At 49.6% G+C, this 17,286-nt stretch carries 16 protein-coding genes; 4 read left to right on the forward strand and 12 right to left on the reverse strand.

Annotation, left to right across the window (positions count from 1 at the left end; genetic code table 11):
• Positions 1 to 13: 13 nt before the first annotated feature.
• Positions 14 to 340: a DUF4156 domain-containing protein gene (locus tag HRU77_01315; protein ID QOJ19451.1), complete on the reverse strand. Its 327-nt coding sequence runs from the start codon at positions 338 to 340 to the stop codon at positions 14 to 16.
• 257 nt (positions 341 to 597) lie between these two features.
• On the opposite strand from HRU77_01315, the gene HRU77_01320 reads away from it, so the two are divergent.
• Complete coding sequence (locus HRU77_01320) at positions 598 to 1,584, forward strand: malate dehydrogenase (GenBank protein ID QOJ19452.1); 987 nt, start codon at positions 598 to 600, stop codon at positions 1,582 to 1,584.
• A 54-nt stretch (positions 1,585 to 1,638) separates the two neighbouring features.
• Here HRU77_01320 and HRU77_01325 read toward each other — a convergent pair whose 3' ends face one another.
• Both HRU77_01325 and fur read right to left on the reverse strand, forming a co-directional pair.
• A complete protein-coding gene (locus HRU77_01325; protein ID QOJ19453.1) occupies positions 1,639 to 2,904 on the reverse strand; it encodes a lytic murein transglycosylase in 1,266 nt (421 codons plus the stop codon).
• Between the two features lie 10 nt (positions 2,905 to 2,914).
• Complete coding sequence (gene fur, locus HRU77_01330) at positions 2,915 to 3,355, reverse strand: ferric iron uptake transcriptional regulator (GenBank protein ID QOJ19454.1); 441 nt, start codon at positions 3,353 to 3,355, stop codon at positions 2,915 to 2,917.
• A 74-nt stretch (positions 3,356 to 3,429) separates the two neighbouring features.
• Between fur and HRU77_01335 the strand changes: the two genes are divergently transcribed.
• From HRU77_01335 to HRU77_01345, 3 genes are read left to right on the forward strand one after another with little or no spacing between them, the layout of a single operon-like run.
• A complete protein-coding gene (locus HRU77_01335; protein ID QOJ22023.1) occupies positions 3,430 to 3,873 on the forward strand; it encodes an outer membrane protein assembly factor BamE in 444 nt (147 codons plus the stop codon).
• 15 nt (positions 3,874 to 3,888) lie between these two features.
• The gene (dapB, locus tag HRU77_01340) at positions 3,889 to 4,695 is read left to right on the forward strand and encodes a 4-hydroxy-tetrahydrodipicolinate reductase (GenBank protein ID QOJ19455.1); all 807 of its coding nucleotides are present in this window, start codon (positions 3,889 to 3,891) and stop codon (positions 4,693 to 4,695) included.
• 17 nt (positions 4,696 to 4,712) lie between these two features.
• Entirely contained in the window at positions 4,713 to 5,516 is an 804-nt protein-coding gene (locus HRU77_01345) for a symmetrical bis(5'-nucleosyl)-tetraphosphatase (GenBank protein QOJ19456.1), read from the forward strand.
• Here HRU77_01345 and HRU77_01350 read toward each other — a convergent pair.
• The 9 genes from HRU77_01350 to HRU77_01390 form a co-directional block, all read right to left on the reverse strand.
• On the reverse strand, positions 5,467 to 6,261 hold the full coding sequence (locus HRU77_01350) for a 1-acyl-sn-glycerol-3-phosphate acyltransferase (GenBank protein QOJ19457.1): 795 nt from the start codon (positions 6,259 to 6,261) through the stop codon (positions 5,467 to 5,469). The two genes, HRU77_01345 and HRU77_01350, sit on opposite strands and share 50 nt — an antisense overlap.
• Before the next feature lie 159 nt (positions 6,262 to 6,420).
• Positions 6,421 to 6,738 carry a transcriptional regulator gene (locus tag HRU77_01355; protein ID QOJ19458.1) on the reverse strand — a complete coding sequence of 106 codons (318 nt, stop codon included), beginning with the start codon at positions 6,736 to 6,738 and terminating at the stop codon, positions 6,421 to 6,423.
• A gap of 49 nt (positions 6,739 to 6,787) precedes the next feature.
• A complete protein-coding gene (locus HRU77_01360; protein ID QOJ19459.1) occupies positions 6,788 to 7,744 on the reverse strand; it encodes a sodium-dependent bicarbonate transport family permease in 957 nt (318 codons plus the stop codon).
• A 303-nt stretch (positions 7,745 to 8,047) separates the two neighbouring features.
• On the reverse strand, positions 8,048 to 9,322 hold the full coding sequence (locus tag HRU77_01365) for a HAMP domain-containing histidine kinase (protein ID QOJ19460.1): 1,275 nt from the start codon (positions 9,320 to 9,322) through the stop codon (positions 8,048 to 8,050).
• The gene (locus tag HRU77_01370) at positions 9,297 to 9,992 is read right to left on the reverse strand and encodes a response regulator transcription factor (GenBank protein ID QOJ19461.1); all 696 of its coding nucleotides are present in this window, start codon (positions 9,990 to 9,992) and stop codon (positions 9,297 to 9,299) included. The genes HRU77_01365 and HRU77_01370 overlap by 26 nt, the downstream gene beginning before the upstream one ends.
• Before the next feature lie 31 nt (positions 9,993 to 10,023).
• A complete protein-coding gene (locus HRU77_01375) occupies positions 10,024 to 11,097 on the reverse strand; it encodes a uroporphyrinogen decarboxylase (protein QOJ19462.1) in 1,074 nt (357 codons plus the stop codon).
• A 154-nt stretch (positions 11,098 to 11,251) separates the two neighbouring features.
• A complete protein-coding gene (locus HRU77_01380; GenBank protein QOJ19463.1) occupies positions 11,252 to 12,373 on the reverse strand; it encodes a deoxyguanosinetriphosphate triphosphohydrolase in 1,122 nt (373 codons plus the stop codon).
• Entirely contained in the window at positions 12,370 to 14,064 is a 1,695-nt protein-coding gene (gene aroB / locus HRU77_01385; protein ID QOJ19464.1) for a 3-dehydroquinate synthase, read from the reverse strand. The genes HRU77_01380 and aroB overlap by 4 nt, the downstream gene beginning before the upstream one ends.
• Positions 14,065 to 14,132: 68 nt before the next feature.
• On the reverse strand, positions 14,133 to 17,285 hold the full coding sequence (locus tag HRU77_01390) for a multidrug efflux RND transporter permease subunit (protein ID QOJ19465.1): 3,153 nt from the start codon (positions 17,283 to 17,285) through the stop codon (positions 14,133 to 14,135).
• Position 17,286: the final 1 nt, after the last annotated feature.

The following is a 17,286-nucleotide window of genomic DNA, read 5'->3' on the forward strand; positions in this document are numbered from 1 at the left end:
ATTAATCTATTTTTTAATTAGGCTGCTGTGGGAAGCACTTATAAACACCGAAGCTGCGTCTTCCATCGACAATTTCGGAGATGGGAATAATCGTATCGCCGCTCATCAAAGCCGCTTCGTTACGCGCAAGATCGGCTAGTTCCTCAGCAACTTTGTCTGCATTGCGGTTGAAAATGACATGACTGACAACTTTTGCATTGACTCGTCCCAGTTTTTTGCACGACTCGATCGCTTTGGCCGAATGCACCAGGCGCACGCTTTCACCTTGCGCTGTGACCTTAACCCATGCGCAGGATGACAGGATTAAAGCGCTGCAGATGACGATCAGAGTTTTTTTCATTATACGATCCCCTTTTATGAACAATAGTGATGACACGACATTAAGCAAGATTTGCTTGTATTTCATTTCATGAGTATTCTGTGCTGACATTCAAGAATCACATGATATGCCAACGAGTGTTGAATTTAAACCGATAATATTCTCTTCAGTAAACTTGCTCTTCCGTGAGCGCATGATTACCAGTATAATTTGGCCACTTTTCCCCATATACCGCCAATTTTCCAGTCTATTGGTGGCTTTTCGAGGATTGGAAAAAAATGAAATCGCCTATTCGCATAGCCGTCACCGGTGCTACCGGACAGATTTGTTATAACCTGCTCTATCGTATCGCAGCAGGTGAAATGCTGGGCAAAGATCAGCCGGTCATTCTGCAGTTACATGACATAACCGATGCGCAGCCTTTTTTCGATGCGATTGTCATGGAACTGTATGATTGCGCGTTCCCTTTATTGACCGAAATCATCACCACCGATCATCCGGAGGTGGCATTCAATAACGCGGACATTGTTTTACTCGTCGGCGCGCGGCCGCGCGGAGAAAACATGGAACGTAAAGATCTGCTGGCTGCCAACGGCCCCATTTTCATTGAACAAGGAAGAGCGTTAAACGCTGCGGCTAAACGAAATGTCAAAGTGCTGGTCGTTGGCAACCCTGCCAACACCAATGCCTACATTACGTTAAAAAACGCTCCCGATCTTGATCCCAACAACTTCTCGGCAATGTTGAGATTGGATCATAATCGCGCGCTGTCGCAAGTCGCGTTAAAGCTCCGGGTGCCGGTATCGGATATTAAGCGGATGATTGTTTGGGGAAATCATTCCAATACGCAATTTCCTGATTTAAGTCATGCCGTTGTTGGCAACGACATGGTTTCTTCGCTCATCACTGACTCCGGGTGGGTAGAAAATCACTTCATTCCGACCGTGCAAAAGCGCGGCACGGCAATTATTGAAGCACGCCGCGGCAAGTCCAGTGCAGCCAGTGCGGCTAATGCGATCATTAATCATATGCAGGATTGGATTTTTGGCACGCGGGAAGGCGATTGGGTCTCGATGGGCGTTCCTTCGAATGGCTGCTACGGAATACCGCCAGGCGTCATTTACAGCTTTCCAGTCACGTGTCAGAACGGCCGGTACAAAATCGTCGAAGAATTGGAAACGAGTCCGGCAGACAAAGAGAGAATGCAGAAAAGCTATCAGGAATTGCTTGCCGAGCAGGAAGCGGTTGAGCACTTACTGGCTTAAAGCCGGTACGTCGAATTGAAAGGACGCTACCAGTCTTTGATCAATCATTTACTGTTAACGCAATTCGCCGCCCGCCGCTTCACGAATGGCGATTAAAATGCCTGCATCCAAATGACCGTCGGCAATGCGCTGCGTTTTCTGCTGAAAACGGCTGATCGCCTTGCGGGTGGCTGAGCCGAGTATGCCATCGGGTTCTCCGGCATCAATTCCCAGCGCTAATAAATCCATTTGTAGCTGGCGTACCTGTTCTCGGGATATTTTTACCGGATCAGCAGGCGGCGCGCGATGCAATGGTGCCGCACCAGCGATACGATCCGCCAAATGTCCGACAGATAATGCATAAAATTCGGAGCGGTTCCAGCGCATGATGATATAAAAATTCTTGGTGACTAAAAAGGCCGGCCCCTGATAACCGGAAGGGATAAGCAGCGCTGCTCTTTGTTCTGCCGGCGCTAGCGGCGCCCCAGTAATTGTGGTGATACCCAATTGGGTCCACTCCGCCAGGCTTAACATTTGATCCCGTCCGGCAAGCGCATAGTCAAAGGATTGTGGCAGTCTCACTTCTTGTCCCCAGTTCAAACCGGGAGCCCAACCCAGCTGGCGCAGAAAGTTGGCCGCGGATCCCATCGCATCCGGAATACTACCCCACAAATCGCGCCGCCCGTCACCATCGACATCCTTGGCGTAGCGAAGAAAAGTCGACGGCATGAATTGCATATGCCCCATAGCGCCCGCCCATGAACCGACCATGCGTTCCGCCGTAATATCGCCTGCGTCTACAATGCGCATGGCATTCAGCAATTCCTGAGTAAAAAATGCACTACGGCGCGTATCACAAGCGAGTGTCGCCAGTGAGTCGATTACGGACCAATCACCGAAATGCCCGCCGTAGTTGGTCTCCAATCCCCAGAATGAAACCAGATACTGCGCCGGAATACCGCTTTCGTGTTGAATCCGATCAAGCAGCGCGCGATGTTTGGCATACAATTCCCGTCCACGCTGTATACGCTCTTCATTGATGCGCGTATTAAAATAATTTGCAAAGGTCTGTGTGAACTCGGGTTGACGCCGGTCGAGTTCGATAACTCTTGGCATAAAGCGGGCTCTACTGAGCACCTGATGGGCTGTACTATCTGAAATGCCTTCCGCTCTTGCTTGAGACTTCATTCGTGCGATACATTCGCCAAAGTTATTATCATTGGCATGCGCAACCTGCCCCCATGCGAGCGCCATCAATACTAAGCCTCGCCAGTAAATCTTTTTCCAGCGTCTGAGTTGAATGGAAAAAAGCTTTTTCCGCAATTTGTGCGTAAGTGTCATTGAGGTAGCGTTATTTACGATGAGGACAGTTTGGCTTGGTGCAATCGGCATACAGTGATAATGAATGCTCCTGCAAGGTAAAGCCGCGTTCTTTCGCGATCGCGATCTGGCGCTTTTCGATTTCGGCGTCGTAGAATTCTTCGACACGGCCACACTGCAAGCAGACCAAATGATCGTGATGACCGTCCCCTTTCAGCTCGAATACCGCTTTGCCACTTTCGAAATGGTGGCGTTCCAATAATCCCGCTTGCTCAAACTGCGTTAAAACCCGATAGACGGTCGCCAATCCGATGTCCTCACCTTCGTTGATCAACTCCTTGTAAACATCCTCCGCCGACAAGTGACGCACACTGCTCTGCTCAAACAAATTCAATATTTTCAGTCTAGGCAGTGTCGTTTTAAGACCAATATTTTTGAGATCGATGCTTTTCAGATCGTCGAAGTTGCCCATGGTTATCTCTGCCTCGAAAATTATTTACTGTATCATATGCTGTGTTCACTTTGGAAACATATAATATCAACAAAATGGTTGCAAAAATCTCCGCATTAATTGCTTTTCTGCTGCTAACCGGGTGTTCACTGTTACCCCATGTTCTCTTTAAGATCGATGTGCAGCAAGGCAACGTGGTGACCGAAGAAATGCTGGAAAAATTAAAACCCGGTATGACTAAATCCCAGGTATTGTTCGTTTTAGGATCCCCGTTGATCATGGATGCGTTTCGCGACAACCGCTGGGATTATGTTTACCTTTATCGCAAGAAAGGCGATCTCGTTGAACAAAAAAGATTAACTGTTTTTTTTGAGAATGATGCATTAGTGAATTTTGATAATCATCTGGCAAGTACTCAGGAGCTAGCCAAACCCCTGCCGGTTGAAGCAAAAGCAAAACAACCAGAAATGAATGCCGAAGATACCGATGATGCCGATGAACTTTGCAATGTTCCAAGTACAGTTTCTATCAAACCTTAACTATCGATTGCAAAAATGAATACGCAAAAAATCGCGATTGCCGGAAGCTCCGGTCGTATGGGACGCACCTTGCTGGAAGCGGTAACACAAGCACCTGATATGCGGCTTGCAGCTGCTTTGGAGCAGGTTGGCAGTCCTAATTTGAATAAAGATGCCGGTGAATTGATCGGTACCCATTGCGGAGTTCCGATTGTCAGCGATTATACACAGGCATTGAAAAGCTGCGATCACTTAATCGATTTTACCCGCCCCCAGGGCACACTTGCGCATCTTGTTGCATGCCGTGAAGCAGGCGTCAAAATGGTCATTGGCACCACGGGTTTTTCACCGGAAGAAAAAATATTGCTGCAAGAAGCCGCTCGGGATATCGCGATTGTATTCGCGCCTAACATGAGTGTCGGTGTTAATGTTACCTTCAAATTGCTGGAAATCGCAGCAAAAGTGCTGAATGAAGGTTACGACATCGAAATCGTCGAGGCACATCATCGCCATAAAGTGGATGCTCCATCCGGCACAGCCTTGCGTATGGGCGAAGTCATCGCCGACGCATTAAAAAGGGATTTACGCCGGGTGGCCGTTTATGGCAGAGAAGGTGTAACCGGGGAAAGAAAACCGGAAACAATCGGATTTGCGACCATTCGCGCCGGTGATATTGTCGGCGATCACACCGCCATGTTTGCCGGTATCGGCGAACGTGTGGAAATTTCTCATAAAGCCAGCAGCCGCATGACTTTTGCCATGGGTGCATTGCGCGCGGTTCGTTTTCTTGCGGATAAACCAAACGGGCTGTTCGATATGCAGGATGTGCTGGGTCTGCGCTGATCCTTCCGCATTTTTCCATGGCAACGTACGCGATTGGTGATCTGCAGGGTTGTTTCACCGCATTCCGGGGTTTGCTTGATCTGATTCGCTTTGATCCTGCGCAGGATAAGCTCTGGCTGGTCGGCGATATCGTCAATCGCGGCCCTGATTCCTTAGCACTATTGCGCTATATCAAACAAGCCGGTGATACAGTAATTATGGTTCTGGGTAATCATGATTTGCATTTGTTGATGGTCGCTGCCGGCATCGCGAGAACCCATCCGAGCGACACACTCCAGCCGATTCTCGATGCACCCGACCGGGATGAATTATTACATTGGTTGCAGCAGCAAAAGTTATTTCATTGCGAAAATCAATATGCTTTGGTGCACGCCGGATTGCTGCCATCATGGTCTATCGTCCAAGCTGAACAGCTCGCGCGCGAAGTAGAAACCGCATTGCGCCAAGATAATTACCGTGAATTGTTTGCGCGGATGTATGGTAACGAACCCAATTACTGGCACGAAGATTTGACCGGTTATATCCGCTTGCGCGTGATTATCAACGCGATGACGCGCATGCGTGTATGCACACCGGATGGCAAAATGAATTTTGTTTTTAAGGGGGATTTGCAATCCATCCCAGCCGGCTATATGCCTTGGTTCAATGTGCCGCACCGGGTCAGCCGGAACGCCACCATTATTTGCGGTCATTGGTCCGGTTTAGGTTTGCATATAACCGATAACATCGTCGCGTTGGATAGCGGTTGTGTGTGGGGCGGACAATTGTCCGCTATTCGTTTGGAAGATCGGAAAATTTTTCAACTTCCATGTGCACGATAGGCAGCGCTAACGTGCTGGCTATCGCTTGCTCAGACAAGCGCGCCAATTCCCGCCGGTTTTTCATGCCGCATGGAATCGGTTGATTGAATGTCAATTCTGCATCAATACTTGTCAAACTGAGGATTTTTTGCAACGACAAGACGAGCGAAGGATCGATATAAGCTGCATCTTTGCAGATATTCCCCGCACTATCACGATATCGGATGGCTACCGGATAAAGCAAAGCATCGGCGGTTACAGCCGATTGCAGCAAAGAAGCATGAAAATGATTAATTTGCGTACCGTCGGTTGTTGTGCCTTCGGGAAATATTGTTACCCGCTCCCCTTTATCCAGCACATCGCTGATCTGTTGATTGATCCGCAGGGTATCGCTGCGTTTTGCACGCTCAATGAACAATGTGCCTGCATTCCGGCTTAATAAACCTAAAACCGGCCATCGGCTGATTTCGGCTTTGGCTACGAAACGAGTCGGGCACGCAGCCATTAATACACAAACATCCAGCCACGATACGTGATTAGCCGCAAACAATACACGCGGCATTTCCAGCGTCGGTAATCTTCCGTGATTACATAACCTGATGGCGAGTATCGACAATAATCCGCTGGCCCAGCGCTGCATCATATTTCGCTGAATATGACGAGGAAAATAGGGATAAATAATCGATTGCAATAAGCCTGAGGTTACATGAAACAATAAACGGATCAGGCGGATAATGCGCAATAACGGAGGAGTTTTTTTCTGCATGATCAGAAATGTGCAGGTGAGTTCTATAAGGTAATAACTAATGCACCTGACTATTCCAATCTTTTAATGACAAATTCTGCTTGCTGCAATACGAGCAGAACTTAAATATGTTCTCACGTATTGCAGCAAATTGAATTACAAAAACCTAAAAAACAGTGATTAATAAGAAACGGTCGGTCCTTCAACCCACAAGCAATCGGAAATCAGGCACATTCCACCCAATCCCTTCAATGCCGGTCTCAATTCGCTCGCTACTTTTTGCGCTTGTTCATCTTTACAGGCGAGAACAACCATGACATTTTCCTGTTCCAGTAAAACATCACCAGGGTCCCGCACACCACGTGATCCAAGCCCACCAGCATTTTTGAGAACCGTATAACCACGCACTGAGCACCTATCCAACAATTCTGTCAATTGTTCGAGTTGCTCAATACCGACGACGATCTCGAATCGTTTCATTGCAATTGTATTATTCATATTTTTTTCCCGAAAGGTCAGATAATCATTAAATACTATTTAATAGTTTCTATACTGCGATGCCATGAAACCAATGTGACATTTCCCAATAAATCGGTACGCCGATAAAGATGTTAAAGGGGAAGGTTACACCTAAAGAAGCACCGATTGACAGTGCAGGATCCGCATCCGGAACCGCAATGCGCATAGCTGCAGGCGCAGCAATATAGGAACAGCTAGCATACAGGACAGCTAGCAACATGGTGCCGCCTTCCGATAAACCAAACAGCCAGCCCAAGTAAGCACCGAACATTCCAGCCGTTAATGGGAACAGAATACCAAATGCCACAATGAAGATACCTTTATCCAATACTGCTTTCAATCGCGCCGATGCCAGCAAACCCATTTCAAGCAGGAAAAATGCTAATACACCCATGAACAGGTCCATGAACATTTTATCCAATGGGGATACCAGTTTAACTACACCTGCGTAGTAACCGATGATGACACCTACGATCAATAGATAAAGACTGGTACCGGTCAAAATCTCGTGCATCAACTTACCCCATTGGGTTTTTTCGCCGGCGGCACCCGCGCGCGCCAGGACAGTACCGGTCACCAGCGCAGGAATTTCCATCAATGCCATAATCAGTACCATATAACCTTCGGAAGGCTCGTCTTTGGCGGCCAAGAAAGCGACACCCACCGCAAAAGTTACCGCGCTCACCGAACCGTAGTGCGCGGAGATAGCGCCCGCATCGGCTTGGGTGAATTTACCGATGAATCGTAAAATTGGATAAGCCGTCAGTGGAATAAGCGCGGCTAAAACAACCATCGAACCGGCGATGGGCAGCACTTCCATAATTTCGTACTTAGCCATTGATACACCGCCCTTAAAGCCGATGGCGATCAAGAGAAAGAGACTTAAGCTCTTATACAGAGCTTCGGGTATTTTTAGGTCTGATTTTATGACCCCTGCCAAGACTCCTGCGACAAAAAAGAAAACTACTGGTTGTATAGTAGTCATGCAACACTCCCTATTTTATTGATTATGTATATTCTGGTTTATGAAAAATTCTTCTTCAGCACCACTCAGAGTATTGCAAACTCGGAACTAAAAACAGCGCATCCCAGAAGTCATAAGATTTTTGGGAGATCCAATTCTTGCACCGAGATTTTATGAAACGTAACAACTTGGTTGAAGTATGTGACGATCAGAAATACCCTGCCTAGACCTGAAACCCGTGACTGAATTGCACTTCACGCAGAAACGTTAACACAGGAAATGTGAAGAATTCGTGAAGACAACACTTACTATTTATCAAGTTATTCAAGGGAAAATGATATGAAAAGTTGTCCCTTTTCCTGGTGTGCTATCGACTTCAATCGTCCAGCCGTAGTGATTGCAAATCCGTTTGACAATCGCAAGCCCTATTCCTAGTCCTTCTCCTTGCGAGGAACCGCGGAAGAACCGTTCATACAGCAAAGGTAAATAAGCCGGCTCTATTCCCATGCCGGTATCGGATACGGAAAGACGTTGATTGTTAAATTCAATCCGGATGTAACCTTGCTGGGTGTATTGCACGGCATTGCGGATCAGATTCATCAATGCGGTATGCAATGCTTGCCGGTTGACGGTAAGCACCACATCCGGCGCGATCAACACTTCAAAAGTGAGATTTTTCCGGGCGATTTCGGTGCAGATCGGATCCGCGGCATCATATACGCACTCTGCGACAGCGACAGTTTCTATAACGCCAAGCGCTTGCTCACGCGCAAGGAACAATAACGCCTGCAATTGCTCCCCCATGCGAGTGGCGGCAGATTCGATCATCTTTATACGGTGATAAGCTTTAGCAGGAATATCGGTATCTGCAATCAGTAGCTCGCAACTGGTGAGTATGGTTGTGATCGGCGTTCTTAATTCATGGCTGATATTCGCGGTAAATTCTTGCTCACGCTGTAGCATGCGCTTGATGCGATTCTGATAATCGTCGAGTGCCCGGGCCAATTGCGCAACCTCTTCATCCATGTCCTGTTGCGCCAAAAGGCCAAGCTGAGCATCGCCGGGCGCCAGCCGGTTGACCCGTTCCGCCAAATCGGTCACTTGCTGAACCAAAACTCTGGCGAGCAAGTAGCCGACAAAGAAAGCGATCGCAACCACAACGAGCCATGACAATACAATCAGCAACCTGAGTTCATGCAAGCGTTGCTTATGTAATGTTATCCGATAGGCAACCACAAACTTAACCTCGCCGATCGCATGCACCAGGACGTGAAAATCCTCTGTTCCATAATAGATTCTGTGATATTCGGGATTAAGGCCACGCAAATAGGCGGGAAGACGAAGCTCTTCCTCCATATTGCGAACGACATAGCTTTTGAGATGCGAACCGACTTGGGAAATAAAATCGGCGTGTTTCTGATAGCGATGAACAAGATGATCCATTTCCATTTTAATCACTTGTTCAATATGCGCTTCCTCAATGTTATCGGAAGCGAAATAAAGAATGATACATAAGGTACCGACAGTAAAAATACTGAATGTCGCCAATGCTACGGCGACCCGGTAGCGCAGGCTACGTTCTATCGGAAATCTGTGCACGAGATGTTAAGCAATAGCCAAGACCGTGAACGGTTTCGATCGGATCATACCCACCCGCCTTGGTTAAAGCGCGCCGTAAAATATGCATGTGGCTGCGCAATGTATCGCTGGTTTCCTGAACATCCTCCCATGCCTCCAGTTCGAGCTCTTCCCGACTGAACACCTTACCCGGCTCGCTCATCATTAGCGCTAATAGCCGAATGCACTTGGGTGGAAGTTTTACATTTTTGTTTTCAAAACGAATGGAAAGTGTTTTGGGATCAAAGGAGAGTTTGTCAAACTCCAAGGTACGGTTGGCAACTTTTCCGACATGTCGCTTATGCATTGCCAGTAAGCGCGCTTCAACTTCTTTCAAAGCAAACGGTTTGATCAAATAATCATCCGCTCCCTGCTCAAAACCGGCTAGTTTATCTTCCAAAGTGTCGCGTGCCGTCAGCATCAGAATCGGTGTATCAATCTGCGATTCCTGGCGCAGTTTCCGGCAGAGTGTCATACCGTTCATACCGGGCAGACCCAGATCAAGCAAAATGGCGTCAAAGCGTTGTGTCACTGCGAGATGAAGTCCGGCGACACCGTTGACGGCGGCGTCCGCCGTATGTCCCCGGGATTCCAGAAAATCGTAAAGATTGGCAGCGATCGCCAAATCATCTTCAATGATCAATATATGCATAAAACTACCTGCAATTATAATTCAAATCCACTCAATTCCTGACAACATGAAATTCACGGCTTAGGGTATGAACGGCATTCACCAAGGCTGCGGCATTTTCCGGCGGCGTAAATTGCGAAATGCCATGACCTAAATTAAACACATGCCCGCTACCGTTGCCATAACTCAGCAGTATCTTGGCGACTTCTTTGGCAATGACTTCGGGAGAAGCGAAAAGCACCGACGGATCAAGATTGCCCTGTAACGCAACCTTATCTCCCACGCGCCGCCGCGCATCGCCGATATCAATCGTCCAATCCAATCCGACGGCATCGCAACCTATGTCAGCGATGGCTTCCAGCCAAAGGCCGCCACCCTTGGTGAATACGATGCTTGGGACGCGCATGCCGTCGTGTTCCCTCTTCAATCCGGCAACAATCTGTTGCATATAGCGCAACGAGAATTCCTTATAAGCGCCGTTCGAAAGCGCGCCGCCCCAGGTATCAAAAATCATCACCGCTTGCGCGCCGGATTCTATCTGAGCGTTCAAGTAAGCCGTCACGGCCTGCGCGTTCACATCCAATATATGGTGCAACAATTCGGGGCGTTGATACAGCATGGTTTTGATTTCGCGGAATTCGGTACCGCCCCGCCCTTCCACCATATAACAAGCCAACGTAAAGGGGCTGCCGGAAAAACCGATCAATGGCACGCGATTGTCCAATGCTTTGCGGATCTCCGACACCGCATCCATGACATAACGCAAATCCGTTGCGGGATCCGGAATTTTCAATGCACGGATTTCCTTTTCTTCTCGCAAAGGGTGTTCGAACATCGGTCCCTCGCCTTGGGCAAAATATAATCCCAGTCCCATGGCGTCAGGTATGGTCAAAATATCCGAAAACAATATGGCGGCATCCAATGGAAAACGGGCCAGGGGTTGCAATGTGACTTCGGTTGCAAAGCCCGGATTTTTGCATAAGGATAAAAAATCCCCGGCGCGCGCGCGGGTTGCGTTATATTCAGCCAGATACCGTCCGGCTTGGCGCATCAGCCAGACAGGTGTGTACTCAACAGGTTGTTTCAGTAAAGCGCGTAGAAATGTATCGTTCTTTAGTGTCGTCATTAACAAAGCCTACAATTTTATTGTTCTTTTGAAAGGCTGCTCCTAGCCAGCGCCAGGTTTTCTTTCAATCCTTCTAATATTACCAGTGAATAGCGATCGCGTGTATTGTTAATCCGGTGAAAAACCGGCCGACGCTGCAACAATCGCTGCACAATTAACTTTCTGCAATAGTAAATAAGCGTTGATATTCCTTAATCGCATACCGATCCGTCATGCCGGCAATATAATCCGCAATCGCCTGATGCCCCTCCAGTTCGAATTTTTCCTGATACTTAACCGGCAGCAATTGTATCTCCGCACTAAAAGCCGCGAATAATCGCTCAATCGTGTGGCGTGCTTTATTGCTCATCCGTACGACACGAAAATGCCGGTACAGATTATCAAATAAAAATTTCTTCAATTCCTGCTGTTCTTTTTTTATTTGCTGGCTAAATCCGATCAAAGGCGGCGCTGTATGCACATCCGAAAGACTCTGAACTGCGGCGTCCCGGATATTACTCGTACTTTGCCGGATCAGGTCGGTCACCAAGGTGTTAATCATACTGCGCACCGTTTCGTATACCATTCTGCGTTCCGGCAGCAGAGGATACCGATCTTGCACTTGTTTTAGGTGGCGCGAAAAAATCGATACTTCTTGCAACTGTTGCAGTGTAATCAAACCCGAGCGCAAACCGTCATCCACATCGTGATTGTTGTAAGCGATTTCATCGGCAAAATTAGCCAGCTGCGCTTCCAAAGAAGGTCTTTTATGCTGCACAAAACGCTCTCCCAATGCACCGAGTTTCGGAATATTTTTTCTGGTGACATGTTTCATTATTCCTTCGCGGGTTTCATAGCAGAGATTCAAACCGTCAAAAGCCGCGTAGCGTTCTTCCAGCACATCGACGACACGCAGGGATTGCAGGTTATGCTCGAAACCGCCGTAATCGCGCATGCATTCATTCAAGGCATCTTGACCGGCGTGTCCAAAAGGCGTGTGCCCCAGGTCGTGCGCCAATGTGACGGCCTCGACCAAATCCTCGTTTAGTCCCAGATTTCTTGCGATCGAGCGTCCGATTTGCGCCACTTCCAAACTATGCGTCAAGCGTGTGCGGAATAAATCCCCTTCATGATTGACAAAAACCTGGGTTTTATACTCCAGTCGGCGGAATGCGGCGGAGTGAATGATGCGATCGCGATCGCGCTGAAATTCGCTACGCCCTACCGGCGGCTCTTCCTGAATCGTGCGTCCGCGGGAATTACCGGTAGAAACCGCATATGCAACCAGCTGACTCATTCCGCCATGCACGCCAGAATGGTTTCGTTCAACACGGCGGATGCAATATCCGCACGCATCACCGCTTCGCCGATCCGGTTCAGTACGATAAAACGCATTTTTCCGGATTCCACTTTTTTGTCCAGCGCCATCAATTGCACGTATTTTTCCGGCGGCATTTTAGGCGCGGTTACCGGTAATCCGGCTTGGGTGAAAATCTTGCGAATGCGTTGTACATCCGCGTCACTAATCAATTTCATGCGCCGCGACAATTCCGCCGCCAATACGGTCCCGGCCGCCACTGCTTCGCCGTGCAGCCAGGTGCCGTACCCCATGCCATTTTCAATCGCATGACCGAAGGTATGCCCTAGATTCAACAAAGCGCGTATTCCCTTTTCCTTTTCATCCGCCGCGACAATTTCCGCTTTGTTCTCGCAACTGCGTTGAATCGCTTCGTTCATCGTCACCGGATCGCGCGCCAGCAACCGGTGCATGTTTTGTTCCAACCAATCAAAAAAAGCGGGATCGCGAATCAAGCCGTATTTGATCACCTCGGCAAGACCGGCGCGCAGCTCCCGCTCCGGTAAAGTCTCTAGTGTCGCGCTATCGGTCAGTACCATGCGCGGCTGATAAAAAGCGCCGATCATGTTTTTACCAAGCGGATGGTTGATGCCGGTTTTTCCGCCGACCGAGGAATCTACTTGTGCCAGCAAGGTTGTCGGTATCTGGATAAACGGCACACCGCGTAAATAGGTCGCCGCGGCAAATCCGGTCAAATCGCCCACTACACCGCCACCCAGCGCCAATAGCGCAGTATTCCGCTCGCAATGATTTTTCAGCAACGCATCAAAAATCAAATTCAAGGTTTCCCAGTTTTTATGAGCCTCGCCATCCGGGAGGATGATCGAAAAAGAATGAATTCCCAGTTTATCCAGCGCTGTTTGCAATTTTTCCAGATAGAGTGGCGCAACCGTGGCGTTGCTGACGATGGCGACACGCTTTTGCGGCAGATACGGTACGATCAAATCGGCGCGTTGTAAAATGCCGTGTCCGATATGGATCGGATAACTGCGTTTTTCTGACGAAGAGGTAAAATCGACCGTAATGGTTTGCATAGTATTTCCGTGACCGCCTTGCATAATAGTGTTGAGATCTATGGATAGTAATTTGTTGATCAATTTCTGGATTAAAAATCGAACACCCTGTTTTCCGCTGTCGATGATGATATGCGCTGTTTCTCGATATAACGCATCCCGTTGCAGATACAGTTCGTTCAATCGCGCATACAAATTCTGCGTTTGCAGTAACGGCCTGTTTTTATCATACCGGGTGCGCCGGTACAGATCGCTGACAGATGCGCGCAAGTAAATCACGATGCCATTCTGCCGCAATAATTGACGATTGCCGGGATGCAACACGGCACCGCCGCCAGTCGCCAAAATGATGTTTCGTTTCTTGGTCAGTTCAAACAGTGTTTCCGATTCGCGTTTACGAAATCCCGCTTCTCCCTCGATTTCAAAAATCACCGGAATTTTCACCCCGGTGCGCTCCTGAATTTCGTGATCGGAGTCGGCAAATTCTTTATCCAGGGAACTCGCCAGCGCTTTGCCGATGGTCGTTTTACCGGCGCCCATCATACCGACCAAAATAATATTGGTATTCCCCAGTTTTTTTTGGATTGGTTGCAGTATTTTCGTTTTGCTTAAATTCATAGGTGCGATTGTAGCCGAATTAGCAGTCCATTCGCAGATGCCCACGTGGATTCAGCGCTACGGGTAAACTAATTCCGCGTTCTTCTGAGCGGTTTATACGATAGCGGCGGCCGCGCCTCATTGTGCATGCCTGCGGACGGCTTGGCGTGCCGGAACCGTACAAACCAGGAAAAAAATAACGGCACGAATATCGTCGCCACGCAAGTCGCCATGATCATCCCGCCGAAAACCCCGGTTCCCATTGATTGCCGTGCAGCCGAACCGGCTCCGGTTGCGATCACCAAAGGCACAACCCCCAATATAAACGCCATCGACGTCATGACGATCGGGCGGAAACGCAGTTGCGCCGATTGAATCGCCGCTTCATAGATACTGACGCCTTCCTTCATTCTTTGACTGGCGAATTCGACCAATAGAATGGCGTTCTTGGCCGTCAAACCGATTAAAGTCACCATGCCGATCTGAAAATAAATGTCATTGGGCATATCGCGTAGCAAAATCGCCGCCAAAGCGCCGACCATGGCAAACGGGATCGCCATGATGACCGCCAGCGGTAACGCCCAGGTTTCGAATTGCGCCGCAAGAATTAGAAAAACCATTACCACTGCCAGACTGAAAGCGAAAATCGCCGCGTACCCCATTTTCTTTTCCTGAAACGCCGTGCCGGTCCAGGCAATCTGATAGCCTTCCGGTAGCGTTCTGGCGGCAATTTCTTCGACCAGCGCGATCGCTTCACCGGAGCTGACACCATGCGCGCCGCTGCCGACTATTTTAGCCGCCAGCAATCCGTTAAACCGTTCCAGTTGTTCCGCACCGACGATGTGCTTGACTTTGCTTAGCGCCGACAATGGAATCATCGCATCGGAATTCGCGCGCACATAGACCTTACCGAGATCTTCCGCTTTCATACGGTAAGCGGCTTCCGCCTGCAATTGCACGCGATACGTCCGCCCCGCGCGATTGAAGTCGTTCACGTAAAAGGACCCCATGGTGCTTTGCAGCGTGGCATAGATATCCGCGATGGCAATCCCCTGCGTCATCGCCTTGGCTTCATCGACTTCGACAAAATATTGCGGTACCGACGAACGCAAAAAAGTATTCACCGTAGCGAGTCTTGGATCTTGTTTCAATGCCCGCATCAATTCATTGACCACCGCGGTCAACTGCGCGGTATCGGAATTGGTGCGGCTCTGCACGTACAATTCAAAGCCGCCGGTGCTGCCCAAACCGCGTATCGCCGGCGGATTAAATGCAATCGCCATGCCGTCCGGTTGCTGTCCGCCGGCTACAAACATCTTACTCACAATATCGGCCGCCGTCGTGGTGCGTTGCGACCAATCCTTCAAGCGCACGAACATCGTCGATACATTGGTCTTGTTGCCGCCGCCGATGAAATCCAAGCCATTCACGGCAAACTGAAAAGCCACGGCGGATTCCTTCGCCATCTCGGTGCTGATGGCGTTTGCGGTCTTGGTGGTTCGCGCCAGCGTGGCGCCGTCGGGTAAAATGACCGCCGCAATGACGTACCCTTGATCTTCCGGCGGCACAAAGCCGTCCGGAATATTTTTCACCAGCAAGATCAACCCCGCGATCATCACCACGAACAACAACGCACTCCGTCCGCTATGGCGCAAACTCAGGCCGACCGTGCCGACATACGCTCCGCGCACACGCTCGAAATGATCGTTAAACCAGCTAAAAAAAGCCGAATGCTGATGCGTCGGACGCAGCAATACCGAACACAGCGTAGGCGTCAACGTGAGCGCCACAATGCCGGAAATTATCGCGGCAACCGCCACGGTCACGGCAAATTGCTGATACAGCTCACCGGCGATTCCGCCGAGAAAAGCCACCGGGATAAAAACCGCCGCCAGCACCATCGTCATGGCGACCACCGCAGTCGATACCTGCTGCATCGCCTTGAGGGCGGCGTCCACCGGCGATAGATTTTCCTGCGTCATCAGCCGTTCGATATTTTCCAGCACCACAATGGCATCGTCGACAACAATTCCGATCGACAACACCATCGCAAACAGCGTCAACGTATTGATCGAATAACCCAGCAACCACAATCCGGCAAAGGTGCCGATCAGGGAGATCGGTATCGCAATGACCGGAATCAGCGTAGCGCGCCAGCTTTGCAGAAAAAGATAAACCACCAGCACCACCAGCAGCATGGCTTCACCCAGCGTTTTCACCACCTCCCAGATCGATGCTTTGACGAACACGCTGGTGTCGTAGGAAATAAAATATTGCAAACCTTCGGGAAAATAATGTTGCAGCTCGTTCATTTTGGCTTTGACGGCAGCTGCCGTTTCCAGCGCATTGGCGCCGGTACGCAAGAAAATGCCGATTCCCAGGCCCGGTTCGCCGTTCAGCAGAGTCTGCGCGGCGTAATCCTGCGCGCCCAGTTCGATGCGCGCCACGTCCTTGAGATATAACACGCCGCGCGGCCCGTCCGAGCGCAGGATGATATTTTCAAATTCCTCCGGTTCCAATAACCGGCCTTTGGCGGTCACGGTATATACCAGTTGCTGGTCGGCAACCGCCGGCTCCTGGCCGATTTTGCCAACCGCCGGCTGCGCATTTTGCGCCCGGATGGCATTGGCGATATCGGTGGTAGTGATTCCCAGTTGCGCCATCCGGTCGGGGCGCAGCCAAACGCGCATGGAGTAATCCTGCGCGCCGAAGATCCGCGCTTCACCGACACCCGAGGCGCGCCTTAAGTCATCCAGAAGATTATTGGTAATGAAATTGCTGAGAAACAGCGTGGTGTGATTGGGATCCTTCGAAGTTACCGCAAAAACCAGCAGCAGGTCGTTGGAACGCTTCTGCACGGTGATACCCGAGCGCCTGACTTCATCAGGTAGCCGCGCCAACGCGGTATTGATTTCATTGCTGACATTGAAGGTGGCGCGATCGATATCCGTGCCGATTTCGAATGTGATGGTAATTGTCAAGCGGCCGCTGGAATCGGCGCTGGAATTAAAGTATAGCAACCCTTCAATGGCGCTGAGTTTTTCTTCGATTGGCGCAGCCACGGTTTTGATCATGGTATCGGCATTCGCGCCCGGAAACGTTGCGGTTACGATGACGGTCGGCGGCGTTATTTTCGGATATTGCTCGATCGGCAATTGCAACGCCGCAGCCAATCCGGCCAACACAATGACGATTGACAGTACCGATGCAAAAATCGGGCGGGTGATGAAGAATCTGGCCATG

Source organism: Gammaproteobacteria bacterium (genome assembly GCA_015709615.1).
Lineage (GTDB): Bacteria > Pseudomonadota > Gammaproteobacteria > Burkholderiales > Nitrosomonadaceae > Nitrosomonas.